The organism is Mesorhizobium sp. LNHC221B00, from assembly GCF_000502935.1.
Classification (GTDB): Bacteria; Pseudomonadota; Alphaproteobacteria; order Rhizobiales; family Rhizobiaceae; genus Mesorhizobium; species Mesorhizobium opportunistum.
In genome coordinates, this window is record NZ_AYWR01000004.1 from 189,957 (window position 1) to 214,503 (window position 24,547).

19 protein-coding genes are annotated in these 24,547 nt (G+C 60.9%); 11 read left to right on the forward strand and 8 right to left on the reverse strand.

All coding sequences use genetic code 11. The features are described from left to right. The first annotated feature begins 30 nt into the window (after nucleotides 1-30). Nucleotides 31-387 carry a hypothetical protein gene (locus tag X741_RS159030; RefSeq protein WP_245272668.1) on the forward strand — a complete coding sequence of 119 codons (357 nt, stop codon included), beginning with the start codon at nucleotides 31-33 and terminating at the stop codon, nucleotides 385-387. A gap of 49 nt (nucleotides 388-436) precedes the next feature. Here the strand turns inward: X741_RS159030 and X741_RS159025 are convergent, their stop codons facing one another. Next, entirely contained in the window at nucleotides 437-673 is a 237-nt protein-coding gene (locus X741_RS159025) for a hypothetical protein (RefSeq protein WP_023776889.1), read from the reverse strand. Between the two features lie 137 nt (nucleotides 674-810). Next, nucleotides 811-1,734 carry a DUF2865 domain-containing protein gene (locus X741_RS159020; protein WP_023776890.1) on the reverse strand — a complete coding sequence of 308 codons (924 nt, stop codon included), beginning with the start codon at nucleotides 1,732-1,734 and terminating at the stop codon, nucleotides 811-813. Between the two features lie 313 nt (nucleotides 1,735-2,047). Here X741_RS159020 and X741_RS159015 point away from each other — a divergent pair, with 313 nt between their 5' ends. Further along, complete coding sequence (locus tag X741_RS159015; RefSeq protein WP_023776891.1) at nucleotides 2,048-2,263, forward strand: hypothetical protein; 216 nt, start codon at nucleotides 2,048-2,050, stop codon at nucleotides 2,261-2,263. Between the two features lie 158 nt (nucleotides 2,264-2,421). Here X741_RS159015 and X741_RS159010 read toward each other — a convergent pair whose 3' ends face one another. The 4 genes from X741_RS159010 to X741_RS158995 all read right to left on the reverse strand — a co-directional run bounded on the left by X741_RS159010 (nucleotide 2,422) and on the right by X741_RS158995 (nucleotide 5,771). Further along, nucleotides 2,422-2,814 (reverse strand): hypothetical protein, encoded by a 393-nt coding sequence (locus X741_RS159010; RefSeq protein ID WP_023776892.1) that lies wholly within the window; start codon nucleotides 2,812-2,814, stop codon nucleotides 2,422-2,424. A gap of 268 nt (nucleotides 2,815-3,082) precedes the next feature. Next, nucleotides 3,083-3,928, reverse strand: a complete 846-nt coding sequence (locus X741_RS159005) for a glutathione S-transferase family protein (protein WP_023776893.1) — start codon at nucleotides 3,926-3,928, stop codon at nucleotides 3,083-3,085. 22 nt (nucleotides 3,929-3,950) lie between these two features. Continuing rightward, on the reverse strand, nucleotides 3,951-4,532 hold the full coding sequence (locus X741_RS159000; RefSeq protein ID WP_023776894.1) for a VOC family protein: 582 nt from the start codon (nucleotides 4,530-4,532) through the stop codon (nucleotides 3,951-3,953). Nucleotides 4,533-5,324: 792 nt separating this feature from the next. Further along, nucleotides 5,325-5,771, reverse strand: coding sequence for a hypothetical protein (locus X741_RS158995; protein WP_023776895.1), 447 nt, complete (start codon nucleotides 5,769-5,771; stop codon nucleotides 5,325-5,327). A gap of 136 nt (nucleotides 5,772-5,907) precedes the next feature. Here X741_RS158995 and X741_RS158990 point away from each other — a divergent pair, with 136 nt between their 5' ends. The 4 genes from X741_RS158990 (at nucleotide 5,908) to X741_RS158970 (ending at nucleotide 9,383) form a co-directional block, all read left to right on the forward strand. Beyond that, nucleotides 5,908-7,305 (forward strand): tyrosine-type recombinase/integrase, encoded by a 1,398-nt coding sequence (locus X741_RS158990; protein ID WP_023776896.1) that lies wholly within the window; start codon nucleotides 5,908-5,910, stop codon nucleotides 7,303-7,305. A gap of 418 nt (nucleotides 7,306-7,723) precedes the next feature. Beyond that, nucleotides 7,724-8,344 carry a hypothetical protein gene (locus X741_RS158980; RefSeq protein WP_198023941.1) on the forward strand — a complete coding sequence of 207 codons (621 nt, stop codon included), beginning with the start codon at nucleotides 7,724-7,726 and terminating at the stop codon, nucleotides 8,342-8,344. Next, nucleotides 8,344-9,087 (forward strand): helix-turn-helix domain-containing protein, encoded by a 744-nt coding sequence (locus X741_RS158975; protein ID WP_023776899.1) that lies wholly within the window; start codon nucleotides 8,344-8,346, stop codon nucleotides 9,085-9,087. Before X741_RS158980 ends, X741_RS158975 begins: the two co-directional genes overlap by 1 nt. After that, complete coding sequence (locus tag X741_RS158970; protein ID WP_023776900.1) at nucleotides 9,084-9,383, forward strand: DUF6074 family protein; 300 nt, start codon at nucleotides 9,084-9,086, stop codon at nucleotides 9,381-9,383. The genes X741_RS158975 and X741_RS158970 overlap by 4 nt, the downstream gene beginning before the upstream one ends. A gap of 540 nt (nucleotides 9,384-9,923) precedes the next feature. On the opposite strand, the gene X741_RS158965 is transcribed toward X741_RS158970, so the two are convergent. Both X741_RS158965 and X741_RS158960 read right to left on the reverse strand, forming a co-directional pair. Further along, nucleotides 9,924-10,250 (reverse strand): hypothetical protein, encoded by a 327-nt coding sequence (locus tag X741_RS158965; RefSeq protein WP_156937854.1) that lies wholly within the window; start codon nucleotides 10,248-10,250, stop codon nucleotides 9,924-9,926. Between the two features lie 251 nt (nucleotides 10,251-10,501). Further along, nucleotides 10,502-11,119, reverse strand: a complete 618-nt coding sequence (locus X741_RS158960; protein WP_031249874.1) for a recombinase family protein — start codon at nucleotides 11,117-11,119, stop codon at nucleotides 10,502-10,504. A 1,600-nt stretch (nucleotides 11,120-12,719) separates the two neighbouring features. Between X741_RS158960 and X741_RS1000000170295 the strand changes: the two genes are divergently transcribed. From X741_RS1000000170295 to X741_RS01000000166380, 5 genes are all read left to right on the forward strand, one after another. Beyond that, nucleotides 12,720-14,981, forward strand: coding sequence for an Ig-like domain-containing protein (locus X741_RS1000000170295; RefSeq protein WP_051410421.1), 2,262 nt, complete (start codon nucleotides 12,720-12,722; stop codon nucleotides 14,979-14,981). Next, nucleotides 14,941-16,623 (forward strand): integrin alpha, encoded by a 1,683-nt coding sequence (locus tag X741_RS0134270; RefSeq protein ID WP_031249876.1) that lies wholly within the window; start codon nucleotides 14,941-14,943, stop codon nucleotides 16,621-16,623. Before X741_RS1000000170295 ends, X741_RS0134270 begins: the two co-directional genes overlap by 41 nt. Beyond that, nucleotides 16,601-20,071 (forward strand): integrin alpha, encoded by a 3,471-nt coding sequence (locus X741_RS1000000167430; protein ID WP_245272670.1) that lies wholly within the window; start codon nucleotides 16,601-16,603, stop codon nucleotides 20,069-20,071. The genes X741_RS0134270 and X741_RS1000000167430 overlap by 23 nt, the downstream gene beginning before the upstream one ends. Beyond that, the gene (locus tag X741_RS01000000166375; RefSeq protein WP_198023940.1) at nucleotides 19,995-22,250 is read left to right on the forward strand and encodes an integrin alpha; all 2,256 of its coding nucleotides are present in this window, start codon (nucleotides 19,995-19,997) and stop codon (nucleotides 22,248-22,250) included. The genes X741_RS1000000167430 and X741_RS01000000166375 overlap by 77 nt, the downstream gene beginning before the upstream one ends. Further along, complete coding sequence (locus X741_RS01000000166380; RefSeq protein ID WP_051410422.1) at nucleotides 22,247-24,538, forward strand: integrin alpha; 2,292 nt, start codon at nucleotides 22,247-22,249, stop codon at nucleotides 24,536-24,538. The genes X741_RS01000000166375 and X741_RS01000000166380 overlap by 4 nt, the downstream gene beginning before the upstream one ends. Nucleotides 24,539-24,547: the final 9 nt, after the last annotated feature.

Genomic DNA, 24,547 nt, shown 5'->3' on the forward strand with positions numbered 1-24,547 from the left:
GCGTTATAAGCGCCCGCAGGGGTGTTGCTTATGTCTGGACGGATAGGGCCTTTTTTGCTGGGCGTGGCGCTGCTTTTCGGCAGCGGCTGTTCGCGCAGCTATGACGGCACGGTCATCATCCCGCGGCCGCTCGATGCCAGGCGCTTCTGGGACCGGCCGCCACCCAATGTCGACTACGGACCGTCGCAGGTCGACAATGGCGCGTTTCCGGCGCCACCACCGTCGCCCGAACGGTTTTCCGAGCGCAGAGTTGTGAAGCCTGCCTTGCAGAAACGGCATCAAAGGAGGCTTTCCTCCCCGGCTCCGTCGTCTTCCGGCCCGGAAAAGCAGCTGGCGTGCAGGAATGTAAGCGCTCCAGGCCAACGCGTTCGCATGGTCTGCGACTAGGCTAACTTCTTCAGAAAGCGCCTGCCGGAACCCTACAGCAGATAGGACTCTATAGCGTTGCCGCGCCCTTCTTGGGTTCTTTTGCACCGAGCTTGTCGAGCGCCAGACGAACCTGGCGCAGATCGTCCTGCCAGCCGTCATCGTCGCCCATTGGGCTCTCCGACGCTGCCCGCTGCAGCCCGCGCGCCTCGGATTCGATCTTGCGCAATTCGGCGATCTTCTCGTCCTTGGTCAAGGAGCCGTCTTCGAGGATCTCCAGAACCCGCATTTCCCTGAACGTGGCCATGGCGTTGCTCCCAGCTGATGTCGATCACAACGCCGGGAGCAGGCACCTGTTCCAGCCGGATCGCGGCGGCCAGGATCGCGGCCAGGTAAGCGACAGGCTCATCGCGGCGGTCGGCCGCCGGGTTCGAAAAACCGTTGCTATTCCACGGGGAAGAAGGCAGGGCCAACCACGCGCACCGACCGCTTGCCAGCCTCGATCGATTGCAACTGGGCGGTGCCCGGAGCCTCGCTGCCGGATCCCGGAATTGCCGCGACCCTGCCGAGGTCCGGCTTTGGCTGCGGCAGGGGGATGATGGCATTGCTCATGTTCGTGGGCGTGACCGTCCTCGCTCTCAGTTCGGCTACCCGCTGGTGATAGCGCTTGACGTCACAGGCCTTGAAATTGGCATCCTCACGGTAGCGGAAAGCCGTCGGCAATTCCGTGTAAGGCTTGCGCGTGTCAAGCGCGGCCATTTTTTCGGTTTCCAGACTGGCATCGCTCAGCGTGTAGAGGTCGACCGCCGGATCGTCACAGATGTAACGGCATTGATCGGCCGTATCCTTGAGATCGTCGTTGCCGGCGAATTGCGACTTGGGCGCCGGGAAGAAATATCCATCCGAAAGGCGCACGCAAAACAGCATCGTGTTGCCGCTGTACGTTGGCACCGCCGTTGCCGCCGCGGACTGCGCCTTCGGCGCCGGGCGCTGCTCCTTGCCCCGGGATGTGCAACCGAGCGCCACGAACCGTGCCTGCAGGCCCGAAATGTCCCGGCCGGAATTGGACGCGGCCACGATCTGGCGCTGCACGTCCGACCGGTTCCTGGCAAGGTCGGCGCAAGCGTTGAAGAAACCGCTCGTCGCACTTTGCGCGGTGCATCTGCGCTGCCTCTCCAGGCCCTGGATCGCCGCGAGCTGGCGGCGCAGCTGCGCCAGTTCCGGGCTCACGCCGCCGCCGCGGCCGGCGGAAAACAACTGGTCTCTGATCGCGCTGCAACTGTCCGCGTAGGAAGATGTTGTGCCGAGCGCAAAGGCGGTCACCATAGCCAGTGCGATCATCATCATGAGAAACCAGAAACGGGTCATCGGGACGACATGATCCTTTTTGCGGATATTCTGGAATCAGGTTCTTTAGACTTATCTAACCTTTCACTAAATGAGATTAGTCTAATATTTCAATAATTTCGACCTAAGCAGACCTTCATTTAGTGTAATAGGACCACCTCTGTGAATTCGATATTACATTTTTATTTCAACATTGAGACGAACCGGAAACAGTGCGGCCCGATCGGTGAGCGCCAATGCTGCAAGGGCAGGACGCCAGGCGCGCGACTAAATCCGATACCTGACCTGAAACCTTTGCCTGGGCCGCGGCGTTGAAAGGCAAAGGAGAACGCTGATGTCGATCCACTTCACGGTATCGGAACTGACAAGAAACCTTTTTCATTCCCTCGGGCTTGACCATGAGGGCGCGCCACGGCCGCTCAATGCCGAGCAGAACCTGTTGCTGGAGTGCTATCTGGCCGGGCAAATTCCTGAATCGGCCTGGAGCGACTACGTCTTCGAGACCCCGGATCTGGCACGGCATGCCGAGGCGCGGCGCTTGAGCCATTGAGCCATTTATCCCAAAAGCGCCGGGCTATTGAGCCGTTGGTCCCGGAGGGTACCGGCCAGAGGCATAAAGCCTGCCGGGCACCCTGCTTTCCGCGAGACGCCCCATTGGCGTCAGTATGGTCACCTAGCTTTTCGCTGTAAGGTCGGCGAAGGCAGCTCTTACTTCGGGGAGACCGATTGCAACTGCTTCGGGGAAACCAATTGCAACGTGAACACTTTGCCGCCAATGCCCTGCGCCAGCGTCGGCGAGAAAGTCAGGGGCGTGCAATTCTTGACGGCCGCGGTGGCCGCGTCGATGAAGGCCTGCCGCGCCTTGTCATCGCCGGCCACTTTGACGGCAGTCGCCCTTGGTGGACCGATCAGCGTGCCGTCGCGCTTGAAGCTGAAGCTCAGGGTTACGGTCGAATTCCCGGCATCCGCCGGGGGCGTCCAGCATGCCTGGATCGCGGCGCCGACATCAGCCATTGTATTGAGCGTCGCGGCCTGTGACGGGAGAAGGGTCCCGGCCAGCATTCCAACGGCGATCATCAGCCTTGCCGCGACGCACTTCATTGCAATCCCTCGATTTCACTGCCGGCCAGCATTCATGGCTGGACTGGCTGTAAGGGATGTTAGAGCCGACGTTGGCAATGACAATATCTCGACGCAAAAGTTGATGCTTCGGCGTTACCTGACTTTCGTGCCGCGATGTGCCGGCACCACCACCCCAAAAAAGCAAAAGGCCGGCGCGGGGCCGACCTTTCCTTCCACCTCGGCGCCAGTACATCCGTGGTCGCGCGGTGAATTCCGGGCAGTAGACAGGGCTTTGGTTAACGAATCCCTAACTCTTGGCCTGCGACTTCACATGGGCGATATAGCCGCGCACGTCGCCGGCCGGCTCGGCGTAGGCCTTGCCGAGCTTCTTCTCGATCGCCGCCATGTACTCCTTCGTCCATTTAGGCAGCGCGTAGTCGATGACGGCCAGGAACTCGAGCGTCGCCGCCAGCCGGATGTCGGCGATCGACGGGTGCTTGCCTCCGATGAACGGCTTGCCGTCCCTGAAGAAGCTGTGGAAGACCTCCAGCGGCTCGGCGATTGCGGCCATGGCTGCCTTCTGCGCTTCGGATTTCTTGTCGGGATGGGCATCGCTGTGGCCGACCTCGCCAGCATAGTGCGGGAAGCCAAGCGCCGGATAGGTGGCGCGCGCCACATAGGGGTAGAGGGTGCCGATCAGGTAGAACATGGCGCTGTCGACCATTGCCCGCTTGGCCGGCGCCGTAGGATAGAATTTCTCCAGCCCGTGCTTGTTGGCGAGATACTGCATGATGGCGCAGCTTTCCCAAAGCACGCCTCTGGGCAGCCCCTTGTCCTCGATCATCGGCGTCAGGTGCGCCGGATTGCGCGCCATATATTCGGGCGAGCGCGTGTGGCCCCAGGCGTCGGTCTCGGCGGCATCGAACCCGGCCGCGCGCGCGAAAACCCGCACCGTCATGTTGTTGACGCTCGGCTTCAGCATGCTGAGCTTCAGCCCTGGTTTCTTCGCCGGCTTGGCCTTGGCCTTCGCAGCGGGTTTTGCGGTGGCCTTTGCCGTCGGTTTCGCCGCTGCTTTGGCCGCCGCCTTTGGGGTCGTCTTTGCGGCCACCTTGGCCGCGGGTTTCTTCGCCTTTATTGTCGCTGTCTTGGCCATTTGTTCCTCCCTCTGTGTCCGTTCAGTATGGGTTCTTCGGCGCCCGGTCATCCGACAGGGTTGCGCGCGAACGCTCGACGAGCGCCTGGATCGCATCAGCGAGATGCACTTCGGCTATGTTGTAGTCGCCGCGCGCGACCCGCAGCCTGTGCGCTTCCATCAGCACGTCGGCATGGGTGAAGCCGGCCGGCGGCTCGAAGCGATAGGAGGCGAGTTCGATCAGCAGTCCGAGCGGATCCTCGAAATAGATCGAATCCATGAAGCCGCGATCCTTGACGCCACTGTGCTTGATGCCGCGCTCGTCGAGCCGAGCGACCGCCTGCAGGAAGGTGACGCGCGATACGGAAAAGGCGATATGGTGGACACAGCCCGTATCGGTCGGCGTGCGTCGCTTCTCCGGCGTGCGGCTTTCGTCGGTGAAGATGGTGATCAGCCGGCCGTCGCCGGGATCGAAATAGAGATGGCTCTCCTTGGGCTTGTCGAGGTTGGGCTGCTCGAAGATGAACGGCATGCCGAGCACGCCCTCCCAGAAATCGATTGAGGTGTGGCGGCCGGCGCCAACCAGCGTGATGTGGTGGACACCCTGCGACTGCAGTTTCTGCATTGGCCCCTCCCGAGGCATCAGCTGCCCGTGCGGATCTCCCCGGCACGCGGCGTTCTGCGCGCCACTCGAGCCGTGCCTCAAGATCCAGGAGGTGATGCTAATGCAATCGGCTCCGCCGCGCCAGAAGCGGCGAACCCTAATACCCTAATGTTGGCACGCCGGCGAAACCGTTCCTGGTTGTAATAGCCAGGGAAACGTTTTTAAGGATTGCGGTGATCAGCCCTAGCCAAAGGCGGGCTAGTAGCGCCCTGGCCGAAACCGCGACTACGCGACGGCCCTGAGCTCGGCCGCCGCCAGCATCCCCACGCCGCCACATTCGGCGCATGCGATGGTCTTCCCCGGGCAGCTTGTCTGATGCGTCCCCTGCGGGCAGCAATGCCCTTTTGACGCAGACCATCTCGAGCAATCGAAAACCTTGCCGCCGCCATGGCAGCGCGAGCAAATCATCTTGACTGAGGACATCCCAACTCTACCCGACCCAAAGTCCGCCATCCGCGGACGCTACCCGCATGCCAAGTAACAGAGATCGTTATGCTTTCAAGCGTCGCGGCCTGACTTAAATTGGGTGAATTCGGCCATGCGGCCGCCGGATTTTCGCGGGTTTTGCCGCTTCTTTCGGTGAACGCAACCCACACGGGTGCTTTGTCTGAATGTGATCCGAGACTGTGGGAAGGAACGGCCGAGCCGTTGTTGCGCCGGACGGACCGCTGCACAGCAGTGCAAAAGGGGCCGGCATTGCGCTGGCCCTCCACTTCCACTTGGAGCGCGAGGTGGTCGCGAATACCGCCAAGGCTAGTCGAGAAATCTGATCTTCGTGAAGGACATCATCTCTCCCATCACGTTGCCGCTGTCATCGATCTGCTGCCCTTGTCCGACTGTAACGGTCACGCGTTTTCCCGTGTAGCGGGACGGCATCGCGGTTTGCTCGTTCCAGCTTCCGCACTCGGGAGCGGAACACAGGCCGACTTGCTCCTCCTTCTTGCGGTCGACAATAGTCAGATAGCAATTATCGCCACATTCGAAACCTCGAATGGTGCCGGTGATCTTCCTGTCCTTGGAGAACGACGGACCGCACTGGGCGATCAGGGACGCGGAAATGAGGAGCGGCAAAGCCAATTGTTTCATGCAGCCAACTTGCTGCAACAGGCTGTATAGCGCAAGCATCGCATCTGGCAGAAAATCCTTGGTACGCCCAAGGGGAATCGAACCCCTGTTCCCGCCGTGAGAGAGCGTGATCATTGGACACTCGACTGTTCGTCGTCGTTCATGACAATTCATAGATATCAATGGCTTGGCACTTCGCAAGTTCGTCGTTGTCCGCAGGCGCTCGCATATGTATATTCGACGAATATTCGACGTATTCGGGGAAGTGAGAGTGGCCAAGGTTCTTAAGGAAGCCGAGTTGACGACGGCGAAGGCTCGACTGCGATTGCCGATTGGAGAGCACGCCCGGCGGCTCGACGCCGAGGCGCACCTGTACTATCGGAAAGGTGTCCGCAACGGGGTGTGGTTTGCTCGCTGGCGGAATTGGGGTGAAGGGGCGAACTACAAGCAAGCGCCGGTCGGATCGGCCAACGACATCAACGACAAGCCGACCGACGGCCTGCTCACCTACCTTCAGGCCGAAACACGGGCTCGGCAGATCGTGGCCAAGGCACGGGCCGAATCCAAGGCCGCTGCCGCTGGTCCGGTGCTGACCGTGAGTCTCGTCGTGGAGGCCTACATCATCGAGCGCGATGCCCGCGACAGCCGCCGCAAGGGCCGCAAGGTGCGCTCTGACGCCGGACAGCGTCTTCGGCGGTATGTGCTTGGGCAGGACAAGCGCGGCAATCAGAAAGCTGTTCATGCCTCGCCGCTGGCATCGGTGGCGCTGCACAGCCTAACGGAAAAGAACTTATTGTCGTGGCGCTCCGAGTTGCCCGACGATTTGAAAGTCGCGACCCAACAACGGCTCATCAATGACCTCAAGGCAGCGCTTAACGCCGCCTATGCTGCGCACCGGGAGCGACTGGACCCGACACTGCCGGCCATCATCAAGCACGGCCTCAAAGCCGAGAAGCTGGACACTGACGAGGCCGTGCCGCTGGCCCGGGACAACCAGATCATGTCCGCGAGCCAAGTTGGCGCGATCCTGGCCGCCGCCCGCGAAGTGGACACAGAAGGAAATTGGGATGGCGATCTGTTCCGCTTCGTCGTCTTGCTTGCCGCAACTGGAGCGCGGTTCTCGCAGATCGCCCGAATGAAGGTGGGCGACGTGCAGCGGGCGCAAGGCCGGCTCATGGTTCCAAGCTCCCGGAAGGGCAAGGGCGGTAAGGTCGCCAGCGTCCCGGTTCCGGTGGGCAAGGATGTGCTCGACGCGCTGCTGCCGGCAACAACTGGCCGGAACAACCATGCAATCTTGCTGGAGCGGTGGCGCAGCGAGCAGGTGAAGGGCTCGATAGAGTGGCAACGAACCGGTCGTAGCCAATGGCAGTTTGCCAGTGAACTTCAGCGCCCTTGGAGGGAAATCCGGAGTCGGGCAAAGCTGCCTACCGTGATCCCGTACAGTCTGCGGCACAGTTCAATCGTGCGCGGCATCGGGGCGAACCTCCCGATAAGGCTGGTCGCCGCGCTGCACGACACATCTGTGCCGATGATCGAGAGGCACTATGGCCGGTGGATTGCCGATGGTCTGGAGGACCTAGCGGCTGCAGCAGTGGTGCGACTGGTGCCGGACGAAGCCGCCAATATCGTCACCCTGGCAAGCCGGCGCGGACAATCTGCGCCGATTTAGATTGGCGGCATGGAAGTCGATTGAAGGTTTTTGGGGATAAAATTTCCCGTTGAAACCCAAAGAGTTGCTGATTTCATTGGCCTAAATCTAGGCCACAATACTTGACTAATCGGCAACCGAGGGTCCCGACAAAATTTTTTGTCAGCGACAATCCTTTTTGTACTCTGATAGTCTGCAGCGGTGATTTGCGTACGGCCAAGCACTTGGGCAACGGCCGACGCACCCAGCCGACTTAAGGACTTGATGGGGTACATTGTGGATTTGTTCAAAGCCTATGCAGACCGTGCCATGCTGAACGTTCCGGAGGCGGCTCGATGGGCCGGCATCTGCCGGACCAAGCTTTATAGTGAGATCGGGGCCGGTCGGCTCCGCCAAACAAAGATCGGAAGAAAGACGGTCTTCCGGAAGGAAGATTTGCTTGCATGGCACGACGGTTTGTTGCGCAGGGCCGGCCGCGATGGCGAGTGACGATCGGCGGCCGAAGGCAAAGCGCAAGGCAACAGTTGATGCGTATAGCCAATATCGCTTTCGGAAACAGCCCGCACCGCCAGGCGCGGCGATGGCATTCATCGAAAAGGCGCTCACGCTAGAGACGGACGACTGCATCATCTTCCCTTACGGGAGAACTGGTGCCGGCTACGCGAACCTCCGCGTTGGCTCCGGCGTCAGCGGAGATCGCTTTGAATACGGACACGTCATCGTATGCGAGCGAACTCGCGGGCAGCGACCGACGCCAAAACACGTCGCTGCGCATTCGTGCGGACATGGACATGCCGGTTGCGTCAACAAACGGCATCTGTCTTGGAAGACGCCGGCCGGTAACGCGGGTGACCGCGAGGCGCATGGGACGACGGCCCACGGAAAGAAACTGACGGCAGAGGCTGTAAGGTCCATCCGCGCGCTCGCGCAGGCCATGCGCCACCGTGATCTAGCTAAGATGCATGGCGTTCGCGGCGATACGATTGGCAGCGTCGTGCAACGCAGGACGTGGGCGCATCTGCCGAGCGCGCCCGCCGCCGATGACGATGAGGCGGCGTGATGGGACAACCGAAGACGATCAACAAGCTGTTTGCGCTGCAAAGTGCGCTAGTCGATTGCAAACTCGCCCCCGGCACAGACGCCAAGGTGCTAGGGGTTCTGATCGAGTACCAAAACCCGGCACAAGGCTATAGCTGGCCATCAATCGAGACAATTGCCGAAGTGGCCGGGCTGAAGGAGCGCGCCACGCGACAGTCCATCCGGCGGCTTGAGGATGCCGGCTACCTCCAAACACAACTCGGAGGCGGCCGCAACAGAACTAGCAGATACCGTGCGCGACTTGAATGCTTCGATGAGGCCCCACTGAAGGAACGTATTCGGCTCGCAGCAAAAAGGCGGCATAACAATGCCGGGTTTTCAGAAACGGAAACCCGGCATGACGGTGCAGAAACCCGGCACGACCACGACACAAAACCCGGCACGACGGTGCCCCCGAACACTTCTTATGGAAACCGGCTTACTAATAATCCTTCCGCTGCCGCGGCATCGAACAGCAGTTCGACGCACCAACGAGACGAAACCCCGGCCTTTCTCAGAAAAGCTGAACTGGCTCTCAAAGCCGCTCGTCAAGACGGGCGCCACTTCAGCGGTGATGAAACTGTCAAAGCCTACCGCTGGCTTCGAGGCGTTGCCGGAGGCGACGACTACACCGATGGCGATCAGGTGAAAGGTTGGGCGCATCGCCTTTCCGAAGAGCTTCTTGAACTCATGGACGAACAGACCTTGTTGGAGGCCGCAGCATGAAATGCCCAACTGTATCCATCACCGCGACTGCGACCGTCTTTGCCTTCCCGGTCGAGAAGCAGATTGGCCTCATCCGTAGAACTGTCGACGTGCTTGACGCTAAATGCGCGGAGCGCACTTTCGGCGAGCCTTATTTGCAAAGAGCTGCTGACAAGATAACGCGGCGATTGGCGGCGGCCGGAGTCGACGAGATCACAATCGCCCAGCAGATCGCCGCATTCCGGAAAGCTGTCGATGACGAGAGTCTGCGTCGCCTGTTCGATAATTTCGAGCGGCTTTCAACCGTGAAGCCGTAGCGTTATCCGGGAAATTGCGTGATGCGGAGTTTCCCCGGCGCCTTTCCTGACCCAAGGACAAAGAGGAGAAACCGCCGGACGGCGTCGATTACATGGACAAGTCGGAGGGCAACGATTGTCGCTGAGCGACGGCTATTGGCGGCACGTGACGCTTCTCCACCTAAATCATCGACGGAGAGTTGAATCTATTCTGGAACGCGGTCGAGCCCGAATATGGACCGACTGCGATAGATTCTTAATGCAAATAATTCCTCCGGCTGAAAAGCCACTTTTGGCAAGGCATCTCAGGCGGTTACGCAAAAACGAGATCCCAGAATAGACTGCAATTAAAGAATGTTTCTACAGTGCCCTCGCGCGCGCGGGAAAATGCTGTAGATCACCCTAATTGAGGGCGCCACGCGGTTCGGCGCATTTTTGGCGGGCGAGGAAAGGCCGAGGCTTGCGGCGCCAGAGAGACGCGCGAGTCGGAGCTACGACGGCGGCCGCGCGGTTGGGCCAGCCCGGCGCTAGCCAATAGGGGGATGGGATGGAAGCGCCATCTTATTTGTAACCCTTGTAGCGATAAACGTTCCCGATAGAGGTCATCGCGAAAGTCCACATCCTGAAGACCGAGCCGACAGCCCATTCATCGTCGCTGAAAGCGTTAACGTAGCTTGTGTAGACCGCTTTTTGCTTGCCAAGAAACGAGCGGCCGGCGTCATTCTTGGTGAAAAGAAAGCTGCTTTGCAGCTGATGCTCTGAGCTGAAAACCAGTATCCCTTTGCCTGCCAAATCCAAGACTTCTTGCAGATTCGTTGCGATGCCGGGCGCTCCAAGGATCAGATCGCGGCCCTTGGCTTGACCCGCCTTCACGACTGACGTCACCACGGTAAGATCGTTCTCGTCGAAGGCTATTCGATTTGTTGAACGGACTATATCTGCCGAAACTCACTACGCCCTGCACGGTGCTCCCCTTTTGCGAACTTGAGAGCGCGGTGCGTACACACTCCAGTTGGTTCACTCAAGCGCGTCTGACCGCAACAACTTGTCACGGGTTCGAGAGGTGAAGGCGCTTTGATCTTTCAAGCCTGTGACGGGCACATGAACCACAAGAAGGCCAGATGTCGCTGGAAATTTCCCTATGCTGCTCTACCCCTTTTTGCCAGCTTCGCTACGGTCGCCCGCGAGCAACCCATTACATCGACAATCTGGTTCCAGCTCGCGCCGGTCTTCAACATGGCCGCAATGGCAGCATTCCGTTTGATGTCCTCTTGCCGTCCTTTGAGGCGACCCTCAGCCTGAGCCTTCGCCATGCCTTGGGTCTGTCTCCTCCGGCGGTCGGTGTAGTCCTTGCGAGCAATAGCAGCGAGCATGTCTAGCATCATGCCGTTGATGGCCTCAGCCATGCGCCGGGAGAACTCGTCGCCATCGCTGACAGCCTGCCACGAAGTCGGCAAGTCCAATGCCACAACGCGCACCTGCTTCGCCTTCAGATCGGCTCTCAGCTTCTCCCAGTCTGCCTCGTTGAGCCTCGACAGCCGATCAACCTGTTCGACAAGGAGCACGTCGGCGGGGTGACAGTCGCGCATGAGCCGGTCCAGCTCGGGACGTTTCAACGTCGCCCCGCTCTCGTTCTCCTCATACCAAGCTGCAACCGCCAACCCGCGTTCCTGGGCGAACCGTTCAAGGTCGGCCCTTGCCCGCCCCGCGTCCTGCTCCTTAGTTGATGCGCGCAGATATGCCCTGATGAATGCCATGCTCGGAAACCCTCCGGTTCAGTTAAGATGGTTTCCATTACTCGGTTCATTATAGGTGGTCAACAATTATCTTCAGCGCTCGGTTTAGCTGGTACCGCTGGAGCATACCCAAGAGTACCATGCACGGCGCTAGAGGGAGATCGGCCAATCCCGTGTGTCGATAGAATGCAGGCTTGCTACCGGCGCCTTGCGGAATCTGTTAGGTTCCGGGGCAAACCGGCACTTTCTGCACAAACTTCTAAATCTCTCTCTGCGAAACCGACGCTTCCGGCTCCGATCACCTCTTTGCTGCATGCGCTGGATCAAGTTGAGGAAGAGTCCCCGATTAAACGCTACCGGAAGGGAGCCCTTAACCGCGACACGGTTTTTAGAGGATTTCGTCGCTCGGCTGAGCTGTGGGCGTCAACAGCTCTTGTTCTGTGCCGTAATCGTGTCGTTCATTCCTCCACTGATATCTACCCTTGGTGGAGAAGCCGCCAAGCGCGAGGGATGAATTCACGAGGTGAACTTCGACGGCTCTGATCGCAGAGATGACCATCAACGAACTTCGAAATATCGCGACAGCGCCGCTGCCGGCTAACCCCGTGCCCTCGCTACACCCAACAATTCTGCCGGCAGAAAACCCCCCGCCCATTTACGAAGCGACGGGTCCTCACCCCATCCAAAACTGAGATGCAATTCTGGTGTCAATTCCTATTGACCCAGTAGGGGTTACCACCGCACCAGCGGCGAGTGACCGCCGGTGGCAAGTGCTGAAAAATGTGGCTGGCGCCCCTGCTTTTGACACATAACAAACCAGAGGGACGCCGAGCCTTTGCCGGCGGCGCTTTGAGGGAAACGGCGCCGAGTAGCGAATGTATCGCTCTCGCTAGGGTTGTTTGAATACAGCCTTTTGGATGAGGCTTCGAAAGCGCATGCCATAGCTCCGCTTTGCTTATGCCCTGTTCTGGAAAACGACGACCAGTTCCTCGGCGAGGACCGCCTCTCTCTGATTCTTGTGTTTCGGGGCTAGACTGTGCTCGTTGCGCAGTCAGTCGAACACCCGCTGGAGAAAATCCAGATCTGCGGGCTCGGATATTCCGCCGCTCGGTTCGATCAAGGTTCACGCGTGTGGGTCTGGCGCGACTTTTGAGCTCCTGCAGACAAACAACGTCGTATTTGGTGCCAGTGAGCCACCTTAGAAGTACTAGAGTGGCCATGACTGAAAGGTGAATTCATGGTACCTCCAACGGAGGCCATTGCGGCGCGGCATCTTCGACCATTGCCCAGCGTCGCAGGCACGGCGCTCTCAAACCGCAGTTGTAAGAGACGAGGTTGAGACCGAGCGGCCCACGAGACTAAAGCGTATTTTAGCTAAAGCTTGACAACCGAATTGCCGGAGTAGAAAGTCTTGGTTGCTTGGGGATAGTGCCGAGCCGCCGCGATTACGTTTATTGTGCGGCCGTTCATCAGTAGTGCATGAAATACCACGCGGTTATCGCTGTGTGTGGGCGCTGCGCAGACCACGTTTGCAAAAATTTCGTTAGACTTGATTGTCACGTGCCAAATCGGCGCGCGTTTCAGCGCGTCGACTTTGTTGACTACTAAAAAGGGCATTGTCATGGCCACCATCAACGGAACTGCGCTTCGGGAAAAGTTCGACCTGTTGGGTAGATACGTTTGGGACGGGACATCGTGGGTCCTAGTCAATTCGGCCGGCACAACCGCTTCTGCTGACACTGTCAATGCCGGAGCAGGAGATGATGAGGTCGACAGCGGCGGAGGCAAAGACACGATCTTCGGCCAGGCGGGGAACGACCTGCTGATTGGCGGCGCTGGCGACGATACCGTCGATGGCGGCAACGACAACGACGTCATCTATGGGGGCAATGCTGTCCAGAATTCAACGGGCTCGGGTAATGACGACCTCAGGGGGGGAAGTGGCAATGACACAATCTATGGCGGAGATGGCAACGACACGATCCGCGGCGATGCCGGCAGCGACACGCTGCTCGGCGAGGCTGGCGACGATACGATCGACGGCGGCGATGACAACGACGTCATCTATGGCGGCAGTGCTGTCCTGAATTCAACGGGCTCGGGCAATGATGACCTCCGGGGCGGAAGCGGCAACGACACGATCTATGGCGGAGACGGCGGCGACACGATCCGCGGCGATGCCGGCAGTGACACGCTGCTCGGCGAGGCTGGCAATGATACGATTGACGGCGGCGATGACAACGATGTTATCTATGGCGGCAGTGCTGTCCTGAATTCAACTGGCTCGGGCAATGACGATCTACGGGGCGGCAGTGGCAATGACACCATCTATGGCGGAGACGGCAACGATAAGCTGCGTGGCGATGCGGGCAACGACGCGCTTTATGGTGAAGCCGGCGCAGACAATCTCGACGGTGGCGATGGCGATGACGTCCTAGTCGGCGGCTCTGGTGCCGATCAGCTCGCGGGTGGCGTTGGTGCGGACCGCTACGCTCTTAATGCGGTCACGGACTCGCTGGCCACTGCAGGACACGCCTTCAGCACCAGCTCCGGCGATGTCATCAGCGGATTCACTTCAGTATCCGAGACCTCGAACCCCCTTCTCCAGGACAAGATTGATCTCACTGGTCTGGTATCAGCAATAGGGCATTCGCTGATTTGGAGTGGCACCGCTGCTTCGGCAAATGGCGTATGGTATGCGCAATCTGGCTCGACAACGCTCGTCAACATTGACACGACCGGTGATGGTCTTGCCGATATGGTCATCAAAATAGATACGCGCGAAACGCTGAGCGCCAGTGATTTCCTTGGTCTAGGCATTACTGACACGACAGCACCAGTGGTTTCCAATACAGCGTATGGAGCAAACGACGGAAGCCTCAAGGCAGGAGACGTCGTAACTCTCACCATTTCCTTCTCCGAGGCCGTCCTCGTCGCTGGCGGAACCCCGACACTAGCACTGAACAGTGGCGGCACAGCGACCTTTCTTGGCGGCTCCGGATCGTCCACGCTGACTTTCAGCTACACCGTCGCAAGTGGCCAGAATACTGCTGATCTCGCGATCTCCTCTCTCATTCTCAATTCAGCAACGATCAAGGATTCGGCTGGCAACAATGCCAACCTGACCGGCGTCGCGTCGAATCCCGCGGGCACATTGGCGATCGACACCACCGCGCCGGCGGCCACCATCACGCTGGCCGCGATCACCGCCGACAACATCCTCAATNCCGATGCGGCCGGCAATGCGACCACGGCCACCGACACCCAGGCCTACACGATCGACACCACCGCGCCGGCGGCCACCATCACGCTGGCCGCGATCACCGCCGACAACATCCTCAATGCCTCCGAGGCCGGCGGCACCGTCGCGGTGACCGGCACGGTCGGCGGCGACGTCCACAACGGCGACACCGTCACGCTGCTCGTCAACGGCGTCACCTACACCGGCACCGTTGCGGCCGGCGGCTTCTCCATCAACGTCGCCGGCTCCGACCTGGCCGCCGATGCCGACGCCACCGTCGATGCCAGCGTCACCACNATCAACGTCGCCGGCTCCGACCTGGCCGCCGATGCCGACGCCACCGTCGATGCCAGCGTCACCACGTCCGATGCGGCAGGCAATGCGACCACGGCCACCGACACCCAGGCCTACACGATCGACACCACCGCGCCGGCGGCCACGATTGATCTGACAACTATGACTACCATTCAAGGGTTCATCATCCAGGGCGATGTGGCGGGAGACAACGCTGGCGTCAGCGTCGCCTCCGCGGGCGATGTCAACGGCGACGGCTTTGACGACCTGATCGTCGGGGCTCTGTCCGGCGACAATGGCGGTACGGATGCCGGTGAAGCCNGGCGATGTCAACGGCGACGGTTTTGACGATCTGATCGTCGGGGCGCCCCTGGGCGACAATGGCGGCACGGATGCGGGCGAGGCTTATGTAGTTTTCGGCGGCGCCTCCCCTGTCAACATCGATCTCACAACCATGACCGCCGCGCAGGGCTTCATCATCCAGGGCGATGTCGCGGGAGATCAGGCGGGCAGAAGTGTCGCCTCGGCGGGCGATGTCAATGGCGACGGTTTCGACGATCTGATCGTCGGGGCGCCCGGCGGCAGCAGTGGCGGCATATTCGCCGGTGAAGCCTACGTGGTGTTCGGCAGGGCTTCACCCGTCAATATCGATCTCACCACTCTAACGCTGGCCCAGGGCTTCATCATCCAGGGCGATACGGCGGGNGAAGCCTACGTGGTGTTCGGCAGGGCTTCACCCGTCAATATCGATCTCACCACTCTAACGCTGGCCCAGGGCTTCATCATCCAAGGCGATGTGGCGGGAGACAACGCTGGCCTCAGCGTTGCCTCCGCGGGCGATGTCAATGGTGACGGCTTTGACGACCTGATCGTCGGTGCAGCTGGTGGCGACAATGGCGGTATTAGTGCCGGCGAGGCCTACGTGGTGTTCGGCGGGGCCTCTCCGGTCAATATCGATCTTACGACCATGACCGCCGCCCAAGGGTTCATCATCCAGGGCGATGTGGCGGGAGACAACGCTGGCGTCAGCGTCGCCTCCGCGGGCGATGTCANCCAAGGGTTCATCATCCAGGGCGATGTGGCGGGAGACAACGCTGGCGTCAGCGTCGCCTCCGCGGGCGATGTCAATGGCGACGGCTTTGACGACCTGATCGTCGGGGCTCTGTCCGGCGACAATGGCGGTACGGATGCCGGTGAAGCCTACGTGGTGTTCGGCAGGGCTTCACCCGTCAATATCGATCTCACCACTCTAACGCTGGCCCAGGGCTTCATCATCCANGGCGATGTCAACGGCGACGGTTTTGACGATCTGATCGTCGGGGCGCCCCTGGGCGACAATGGCGGCACGGATGCGGGCGAGGCTTATGTGGTTTTCGGCGGCGCCTCCCCTGTCAACATCGATCTCACAACCATGACCGCCGCGCAGGGCTTCATCATCCAGGGCGATGTCGCGGGAGATCAGGCGGGCAGAAGCGTCGCCTCGGCCGGCGATGTCAATGGCGATGGCTTTGACGACCTGCTTGTGGGGGCACCTTACGGCGATAATGGCGGCGCCGATGCCGGTGAGGCATATGTCGTGCTCGGCGGCGCCTTCGGGCTTGGCTCGACACCGGTGACCACCACTGGCACGGCGGCAGCCGAAATGCTGATCGGCGGCCTCGGCAACGATACCCTCACCGGTGGCGGCGGAGCCGACATCCTGCGCGGCGGGGCGGGCAACGACGTGCTCGGCGTCTCCAGCACAGGATTCGCCGATGTCGACGGTGGCACCGGCATCGATACCTTGAAGCTCAACGGCAGCGGCCTGTCGCTCAATCTGGCCACCGCCCTGCCGGCCGAGATCACCTCGATCGAGAAGATCGACCTGACCGGCAGCGGCAACAACAGCTTGACCGTGGNCCCTGCCGGCCGAGATCACCTCGATCGAGAAGATCGACCTGACCGGCAGCGGCAACAACAGCTTGACCGTGGACCGGCTCAGCGTCCTTGATCTTACAGAGGAGCGCGCCAACGGCGTGGCCATCCTTACCGTGACCGGCAACGCTGGCGACGCCGTCAATGTCGCCGATGCCGGCTGGTTCTATCAAGGCAGCATCAACGTCGGCGGCGAGAATTACGAGCGCTACACCAATGGCAATGCCGAACTGCGGGTCGAATACGGAGTCACGGCGAACTTTGCCCGATCGATTGACCTCACGACCATCACCACCGCTCAAGGGATCATCATCCAGGGCGATGTGGCGGGAGACAACGCTGGCCTCAGCGTCGCCTCGGCGGGCGATGTCAACGGCGACGGCTTCGATGACATGATCGTCGGGGCGCCCTACGGCGACAATGGCGGCACCAATGCGGGCGAGGCCTATGTGGTGTTCGGCGGGACCTCCCCGGTCAACATCGATCTCACGACTATGACCGCCGCCCAGGGCTTCATCATCCAAGGTGACGTGGCAAGCGACTGGGCGGGCAGAAGTGTTTCCTCGGCGGGCGATGTCAATGGCGATGGTTTCGACGATCTGATCGTCGGGGCGCCCTACGGCGACAATGGCGGCACCAGTGCGGGCGAGGCCTACGTCGTGTTCGGCGGGGCAACTTCGGTAAACATTGATCTCACAACTCTTACTGCTGCTCAAGGGTTCATCATTCAGGGCGATACAACCAACGACTTGGCGGGCAGAAGCGTGTCCTCGGCGGGCGATGTCAATGGTGACGGCTTCGACGATCTGATCGTAGGTGCGCCCTTCGGCAGCAATGGCGGCAGTGGTGCCGGTGAGGCCTATGTGGTGTTCGGCGGCGCGTCCGCTGTAAACATTGATCTCACCACCTTAACCACCGTTCAGGGCTTTATCATCCAGGGGGATGTGGCGAATGACCATGCTGGCTGGGACGTCGCCTCAGCGGGTGATGTCAACGGTGACGGCTTCGACGATCTGATAGTAGGTGCGCCCTTCGGCTACAATGGCGGTGCTGATGCCGGCGAGGCCTACGTGGTGTTCGGTAGCGCCTCAGTAGTCAACGTCGATCTTACGACCATTACCCCCGCTCAAGGGATCATCATCCAGGGCGATGTGGCGATCGACGAGGCGGGGTTCAGTGTCTCCTCGGCGGGCGATGTCAACGGGGATGGCTTCGACGACTTGATCGTGGGGGCACCCTACGGTGACAATGGCGGTACTGATGCAGGCGAAGCCTATGTGGTGTTCGGCCGCGCCTCCCCGGTAAATGTTGATCTCACGACCATGACCGCACTGCAGGGTTTCATCATCCAAGGTGATTCCGCAGGTGATATCGCGGGCTACAGCGTGTCTTCGGCGGGGGATGTCAACGGCGACGGCTTCGACGATCTGATCGTTGGCGCACGCCTAGGCGGCAACGGCGGCTCATATGCCGGCGAGGCCTATGTGGTGTTCGGCGGGGCCTCGCCTGTCAACATCGATCTCACCACTCTTACTGCTGCTCAAGGAATCATCATCCAGGGCGATGCGGCATATGACCAGGCGGGTTTCAGTGTCTCCTCGGCAGGTGATGTCAATGGCGACGGCTTTGACGATTTGATCGTTGGCGCACGCCTAGGCGACAACGGCGGCATTGATGCCGGGGAGGCATATGTCGTGCTCGGCGGGGCCTTCGGGCTCGGCTCGACCCCGGTGACCACCACTGGTACGGCGGCAGCCGAAATGCTGGTCGGCGGCCTCGGCAATGATACGCTCACCGGTGGTGGTGGAGCGGACATTCTGCGCGGCGGGGCGGGCAACGACGTGCTCGGCGTCTCCAGCACCGGATTCGCCGACATCGATGGCGGCACCGGCATCGATACCTTGAAGCTCAACGGCAGCGGCCTGTCGCTCAATCTGGCCACCACCCTGCCGGCCGAGATCACCTCGATCGAGAAGATCGACCTGACCGGCAGCGGCAACAACAGCTTGACCGTGGNCGGAGTCACGGCGAACTTTGCCCGATCGATTGACCTCACGACCATCACCACCGCTCAAGGGATCATCATCCAGGGTGATATTGCGGGGGATGAAGCGGGCTGGAGCGTTGCCTCGGCCGGCGATGTCAATGGCGACGGCTTCGACGATCTCATCGTCGGGGCCCCCGGGGGCGACAACGGCGGCCTCAATGCCGGCGAGGCCTATGTGTTGTTCGGTAGCGTCTCCCCGGTCAATATCGACCTTACCAGCCTCACCACTGCCCAAGGCTTCATCATCCAGGGCGATGTGGCAGACGACGGGGCGGGCTGGAGCGTCGCCTCGGCAGGCGATGTCAATGGCGACGGCTTCGACGATTTGATCGTCGGAGCACCCTTTGGCGACAATGGCGGCTATAATGCCGGCGAGGCCTATGTAGTGTTCGGCGGGTCAACCCCAATCAACATAGATCTCACCACCATGCCTGTTGCCCAGGGCTTCATCATCCAGGGCGATGTGACGACAGACAATGCCGGCCGAAGCGTGTCGTCAGCCGGCGATGTCAATGGAGACGGTTTCGACGATCTGATTGTCGGGGCACTCTACGGCGACAACGGCGGCACTGACGCCGGCGAGGCATATGTGGTGTTCGGCGGGGCCTCTCCGGTCAATGTCGACCTCACCACCCTCACCGCTGCTCAAGGGATCATCATCCAGGGCGATGTGGCGGGCGATCAAGCGGGCTTCAGCGTCGCGTCCGCAGGCGATGTCAATGGCGACGGCTTCGACGATCTGATCGTCGGCGCACGCTTCGGCGACAATGGCGGAACTGACGCCGGCGAGGCATATGTGGTGTTCGGCAAAGCCTCGCCGGTCAACATCGATCTCACGACGATGACCGCCGTCCAAGGCTTCATCATCCAGGGCGATACAACAAATGACTGGGCGGGCTTCAGCGTCTCCTCGGCGGGCGATGTCAATGGCGACGGCTTCGACGATCTGATCGTCGGGGCGCCTAGTGGAGACGATGGCGGCACCAATGCGGGCGAGGCCTATGTGGTGTTCGGCGGGGGCTCTCCGGTCAATGTCGATCTTACCACCCTGACCGCCGCTCAAGGGATCATCATCCAGGGCGATTTGGCAGGTGACCAGGCGGGCTTCAGCGTGTCCTCGGCAGGCGATGTCAATGGCGACGGGTTCGACGATCTGATCGTTGGGGCGATAGACGGTGACAATGGCGGTCTCAGTGCCGGCGAGGCCTATGTCGTGTTCGGCAGCGCCTCCCCGGCCAACATCGACCTCACCACCCTCACCGCTGCCCAGGGGATTATCATTCAGGGTGACGCGCTTGGTGACCAGGCCGGCCTCAGCGTCGCCTCGGCCGGTGATGTCAACGGCGACGGCTTCGACGATCTGATCGTAGGAGCACACCGCGGCGACAATGGCGGCACTGATGCCGGCGAAGCCTACGTTGTGCTCGGCGGCGCCTTCGGGCGCGGCTCGACGCCTGTGNGACAATGGCGGCACTGATGCCGGCGAAGCCTACGTTGTGCTCGGCGGCGCCTTCGGGCGCGGCTCGACGCCTGTGACGACCACCGGCACGGCGGCAGCCGAAATGCTGATCGGCGGCCTTGGCAATGATACACTCACCGGTGGCGGCGGAGCGGACATTCTGCGCGGCGGCGCCGGCAACGATGTGCTGGGCGTCTCCAGCACCGGATTCGCCGATATCGACGGCGGCACCGGCATCGATACCTTGAAGCTCAACGGCAGCGGCCTGTCACTTAATCTGGCCACCGCCCTGCCGGCCGAAATCACCTCGATCGAAAAGATCGACCTGACCGGCAGCGGCAACAACAGCTTGACGATGGACCGGCTCAGCGTCCTCGACCTTACGGAGGAGCGTGCCAATGGCAAGGCCATCCTCACCGTAACCGGCAATGCTGGCGACGTCGTCAATGTCGCCGATGCAGGCTGGTTCTACCAAGGCAGCATCACGGTCGGCAGCGAGAACTACGAGCGCTACACCAATGGCAATGCGGAGTTGCGGGTCGAATACGGCGTGACGGCGAACTTTGCCCGGGCAATCGACCTCACGACCATCACCACCGCTCAAGGGATCATCATTCAGGGTGATGTGGCGGGAGACAATGCGGGCTGGAGCGTTGCCTCGGCCGGCGATGTCAATGGCGACGGCTTCGATGACATGATCGTTGGCGCACGCTCGGGCGACAATGGCGGTATCGATGCCGGTGAAGCCTACGTGGTGTTCGGCCGGGCTTCCCCCGTCAATATCGATCTCACCACTCTAACGCTGGCCCAGGGCTTCATCATCCAGGGCGATGTGGCAGGTGACCGGGCGGGTTGGAGCGTGTCCTCGGCGGGCGATGTCAATGGCGACGGCTTCGACGATCTGATTGTCGGGGCGCCCTACGGTGACAATGGTGGTACCGATGCCGGCGAAGCCTATGTTGTGTTAGGCGGAGCAACCCCGGCCAACATCGATCTCACAACAATGACTGTTGCCCAGGGCTTCATCATCCAGGGCGATACAGCGGGTGACACTGCGGGCTACAGTGTTTCCTCTGCTGGCGATGTCAATGGCGACGGCTTCGACGATCTGATCGTGGGAGCAGCGGCTGGTGACAATGACAGTTTCAACGCTGGCGAGGCCTATGTGGTGTTTGGCGGAGCAGCACCAGTTAACATCGATCTCACGACCATGACCGCCGCTCAAGGGATCATCATCCAGGGCGATACAACTAATGACTTGGCCGGTTTCAGTGTCTCCTCGGCTGGCGATATTAATGGCGACGGTTTCGACGATCTGATCGTCGGGGCTCCCTTGGGCGACAATGGTGGCTACAATGCCGGCGAGGCTTATGTGGTATTCGGAAGAGCCTCCCCGGTCAACATCGACCTCACTACTCTCACTGCAGCTCAGGGCTTCATCATCCAGGGTGATGTGACGACGGACAACGCCGGCCGAAGCGTGTCCTCGGCGGGCGACGTCAATGGCGACGGTTTCGACGATCTGATCGTCGGGGCACCTTACGGCGACAATGGCGGCACCAATGCGGGTGAGGCCTATGTGGTGTTCGGCAGCGCCTCTCCGGTCAACATCGACCTCACCTTCCTCGCCACCACCGAGGGCTTCATCATCCAGGGCGATACTGCCGATGACCGAGCAAGCTGGAGAGTATCTTCGGCGGGCGATGTCAATGGCGATGGCTTCGACGATTTGATCGTCGGAGCGCGCCAGGGGGATAATGGAGGGACTGATGCCGGCGAAGCCTATGTGGTGTTCGGCGGCGCCTCTCCGGTCAATGTTGATCTTACCACACTTACCGCCGCTCAAGGGATCATCATCCAGGGCGATGTCGCGGGAGATCAGGCGGGCAGAAGCGTTGCCTCTGCGGGCGATGTCAATGGCGACGGTTTCGACGATCTGATCGTAGGAGCTGACTTAGGGGACAATGGCGGCACTGATGCCGGCGAAGCCTACGTTGTGCTCGGCGGCGCCTTCGGGCGCGGCTCGACGCCTGTGACGACCACCGGCACGGCGGCAGCCGAAATGCTGGTCGGCGGCCTTGGCAATGATACACTCACCGGTGGCGGCGGAGCGGACATTCTGCGCGGCGGCGCCGGCAACGATNCTCCAGCACCGGATTCGCCGATATCGACGGCGGCACCGGCATCGATACCTTGAAGCTCAACGGCAGCGGCCTGTCGCTTAATCTGGCCACCGCCCTCCCGGCCGAAATCACCTCGATCGAGAAGATCGACTTGACCGGTAGCGGCAACAACACCTTGACCGTGGATCGGCTCAGCGTCCTCGACCTTACCGAAGAGCGCGCCAACGGCGTGGCCGTCCTCACCGTGATCGGCAATGCTGGCGACGTCGTCAATGTCGCCGATGCAGGCTGGTTCTATCAAGGCAGCATCACTGTCGGCAGCGAGGACTACGAGCGCTACACTAATGGCAATGCGGAGTTGCGGGTCGAATATGGCGTGACGGCGAACTTTGCCCGGGCAATCGACCTCACGACCATCACCACCGCTCAAGGGATCATCATCCAGGGCGATGTTGCACTCGACTATGCGGGCAGGAGCGTGTCCTCGGCGGGCGATGTCAATGGCGACGGCTTCGACGACATGATCGTCGGGGCGCCTCTCGGCGACAATGGTGGCGGGAATGCCGGCGAAGCCTATGTGGTGTTCGGCGGCAGTGCTCCCGTCAACATCGATCTGACAATTCTCACCGCCGCCCAGGGCTTCATCATCCAGGGCGATACAACGGGTGACGTGGCGGGCTGGAGCGTGTCCTCGGCAGGCGATGTGAATGGCGACGGCTTCGATGATCTGATCGTCGGGGCGCGCGACGGCGACAATGGGGGCACCAGTGCGGGCGAGGCCTATGTGGTGTTCGGCGGTGCCTCCCCAGGCAACATCGATCTCACCACTCTCACGACCGCGCAAGGCTTCATCATACAGGGCGATGTTGCGTCTGACGAAGCGGGCATCAGCGTATCCACGGCGGGCGATGTAAATGGCGACGGCTTCGACGACCTGATCATCGGGGCAGATGGCGGCGACAATGGTGGCTATAATGCTGGCGAGGGCTATGTGGTGTTCGGCGGGGCCACACCGGTCAATGTCGATCTTACGACCATGACCACTGCCCAAGGTTTCATTATTCAGGGCGATGTGGCAGGTGACGCGGCGGGCCTGAGCGTATCATCGGCGGGCGATGTCAATGGTGATGGCTTCAACGACCTGATCGTTGGGGCCGCGTATGGCGACAATGGCGGCAACTCAGCCGGCGAGGCCTATGTGGTGTTTGGCGGTGCGTCCCCGGTCAACATCGACCTCACCAGCCTCACCGCCGCACAAGGCTTCATCATCCAGGGCGATGTGGCAGGGGATCAAGCGGGTTTTAGCGTGTCCTCGGCGGGCGACGTCAATGGCGACGGCTTTGACGATCTGATCCTAGGAGCGCCTGGTGGCGACGATGGCGGTGCCTATGCCGGCGAGGCCTATGTGGTGTTCGGCAGCACGTCTCCGGCCAACATCGACCTTACCGGCCTTACCTCCGCCCAAGGCTTCATCATCCAGGGCGATGTGGCGGGGGACAACGCGGGCCTGAGCGTATCATCGGCGGGCGACGTCAACGGCGATGGATTCGACGACCTGATCGTCGGGGCCCAAGGGGGCGACAACGGCGGCAATGGTGCCGGAGAGGCCTATGTGGTGTTTGGCGGTGCGTCCCCAGTCAACGTTGACCTGACCAGCCTCACCGCCGCACAAGGCTTCATCATCCAGGGCGATGTGGCAGGTGACCAGGCTGGCTGGAGTGTGTCCTCGTCAGGCGACGTCAATGGCGACGGCTTCGACGACCTGATCGTCGGGTCGCCCCGGGGTGACAATGGCGGGTACAATGCCGGCGAGGCTTACGTCGTGTTAGGCGGCGCCTTCGGGCTTGGCTCGACATCAGTGACGACCACCGGTACCGCGGCAGCCGAAATGCTGCTCGGCGGTCTGGGCAACGACACGCTCACTGGCGGCGGCGGCGCCGACATCCTGCGCGGCGGCGCCGGCAACGATATACTCGGCGTCTCCAGCACCGGGTTCGCCGATATCGATGGTGGGAATGGGTTTGACACTCTGCGCTTGGATGGCTCCGGTGACATCTTCAATTTTTCCGCAATACCTCCCACCAAGGTGAGCAGCATCGAAGCTTTCGATCTGACCGGCGCCGGCAACAACAGCATTGTCCTGAATAAGACCGATGTGTTTCATCTGTCCGACGACACATTCGGTGGTTTCACGCATCTCACCATTCATGGCGATGCCGGCGACAGCATCAGCATGCTAGACAATGGCTGGGCCAACGTCGGGACAACGACGATCGATGACGACACCTTCACCATCTACCAGAACGGACAGGCCCAGTTGATTGTGGATACCGACGTGAGTATTGCAGGAGTTATGCTCTGAAGGATCAGC

What these genes read in the sequence shown, in the direction of transcription:
- X741_RS159025 (WP_023776889.1), bottom strand. Translation starts at nt 673, where the DNA reads ATGGCCACGTTCAGGGAAATGCGGGTTCTGGAGATCCTCGAAGACGGC.
- X741_RS158960 (WP_031249874.1), bottom strand. Translation starts at nt 11,119, where the DNA reads ATGGCATTCATCAGGGCATATCTGCGCGCATCAACTAAGGAGCAGGAC.
- X741_RS159010 (WP_023776892.1), bottom strand. Translation starts at nt 2,814, where the DNA reads ATGAAGTGCGTCGCGGCAAGGCTGATGATCGCCGTTGGAATGCTGGCC.
- X741_RS159020 (WP_023776890.1), bottom strand. Translation starts at nt 1,734, where the DNA reads ATGACCCGTTTCTGGTTTCTCATGATGATGATCGCACTGGCTATGGTG.
- X741_RS159005 (WP_023776893.1), bottom strand. Translation starts at nt 3,928, where the DNA reads ATGGCCAAGACAGCGACAATAAAGGCGAAGAAACCCGCGGCCAAGGTG.
- X741_RS159000 (WP_023776894.1), bottom strand. Translation starts at nt 4,532, where the DNA reads ATGCAGAAACTGCAGTCGCAGGGTGTCCACCACATCACGCTGGTTGGC.
- X741_RS158970 (WP_023776900.1), top strand. Translation starts at nt 9,084, where the DNA reads ATGAAATGCCCAACTGTATCCATCACCGCGACTGCGACCGTCTTTGCC.
- X741_RS159030 (WP_245272668.1), top strand. Translation starts at nt 31, where the DNA reads ATGTCTGGACGGATAGGGCCTTTTTTGCTGGGCGTGGCGCTGCTTTTC.
- X741_RS159015 (WP_023776891.1), top strand. Translation starts at nt 2,048, where the DNA reads ATGTCGATCCACTTCACGGTATCGGAACTGACAAGAAACCTTTTTCAT.
- X741_RS158995 (WP_023776895.1), bottom strand. Translation starts at nt 5,771, where the DNA reads ATGATCACGCTCTCTCACGGCGGGAACAGGGGTTCGATTCCCCTTGGG.
- X741_RS158975 (WP_023776899.1), top strand. Translation starts at nt 8,344, where the DNA reads ATGGGACAACCGAAGACGATCAACAAGCTGTTTGCGCTGCAAAGTGCG.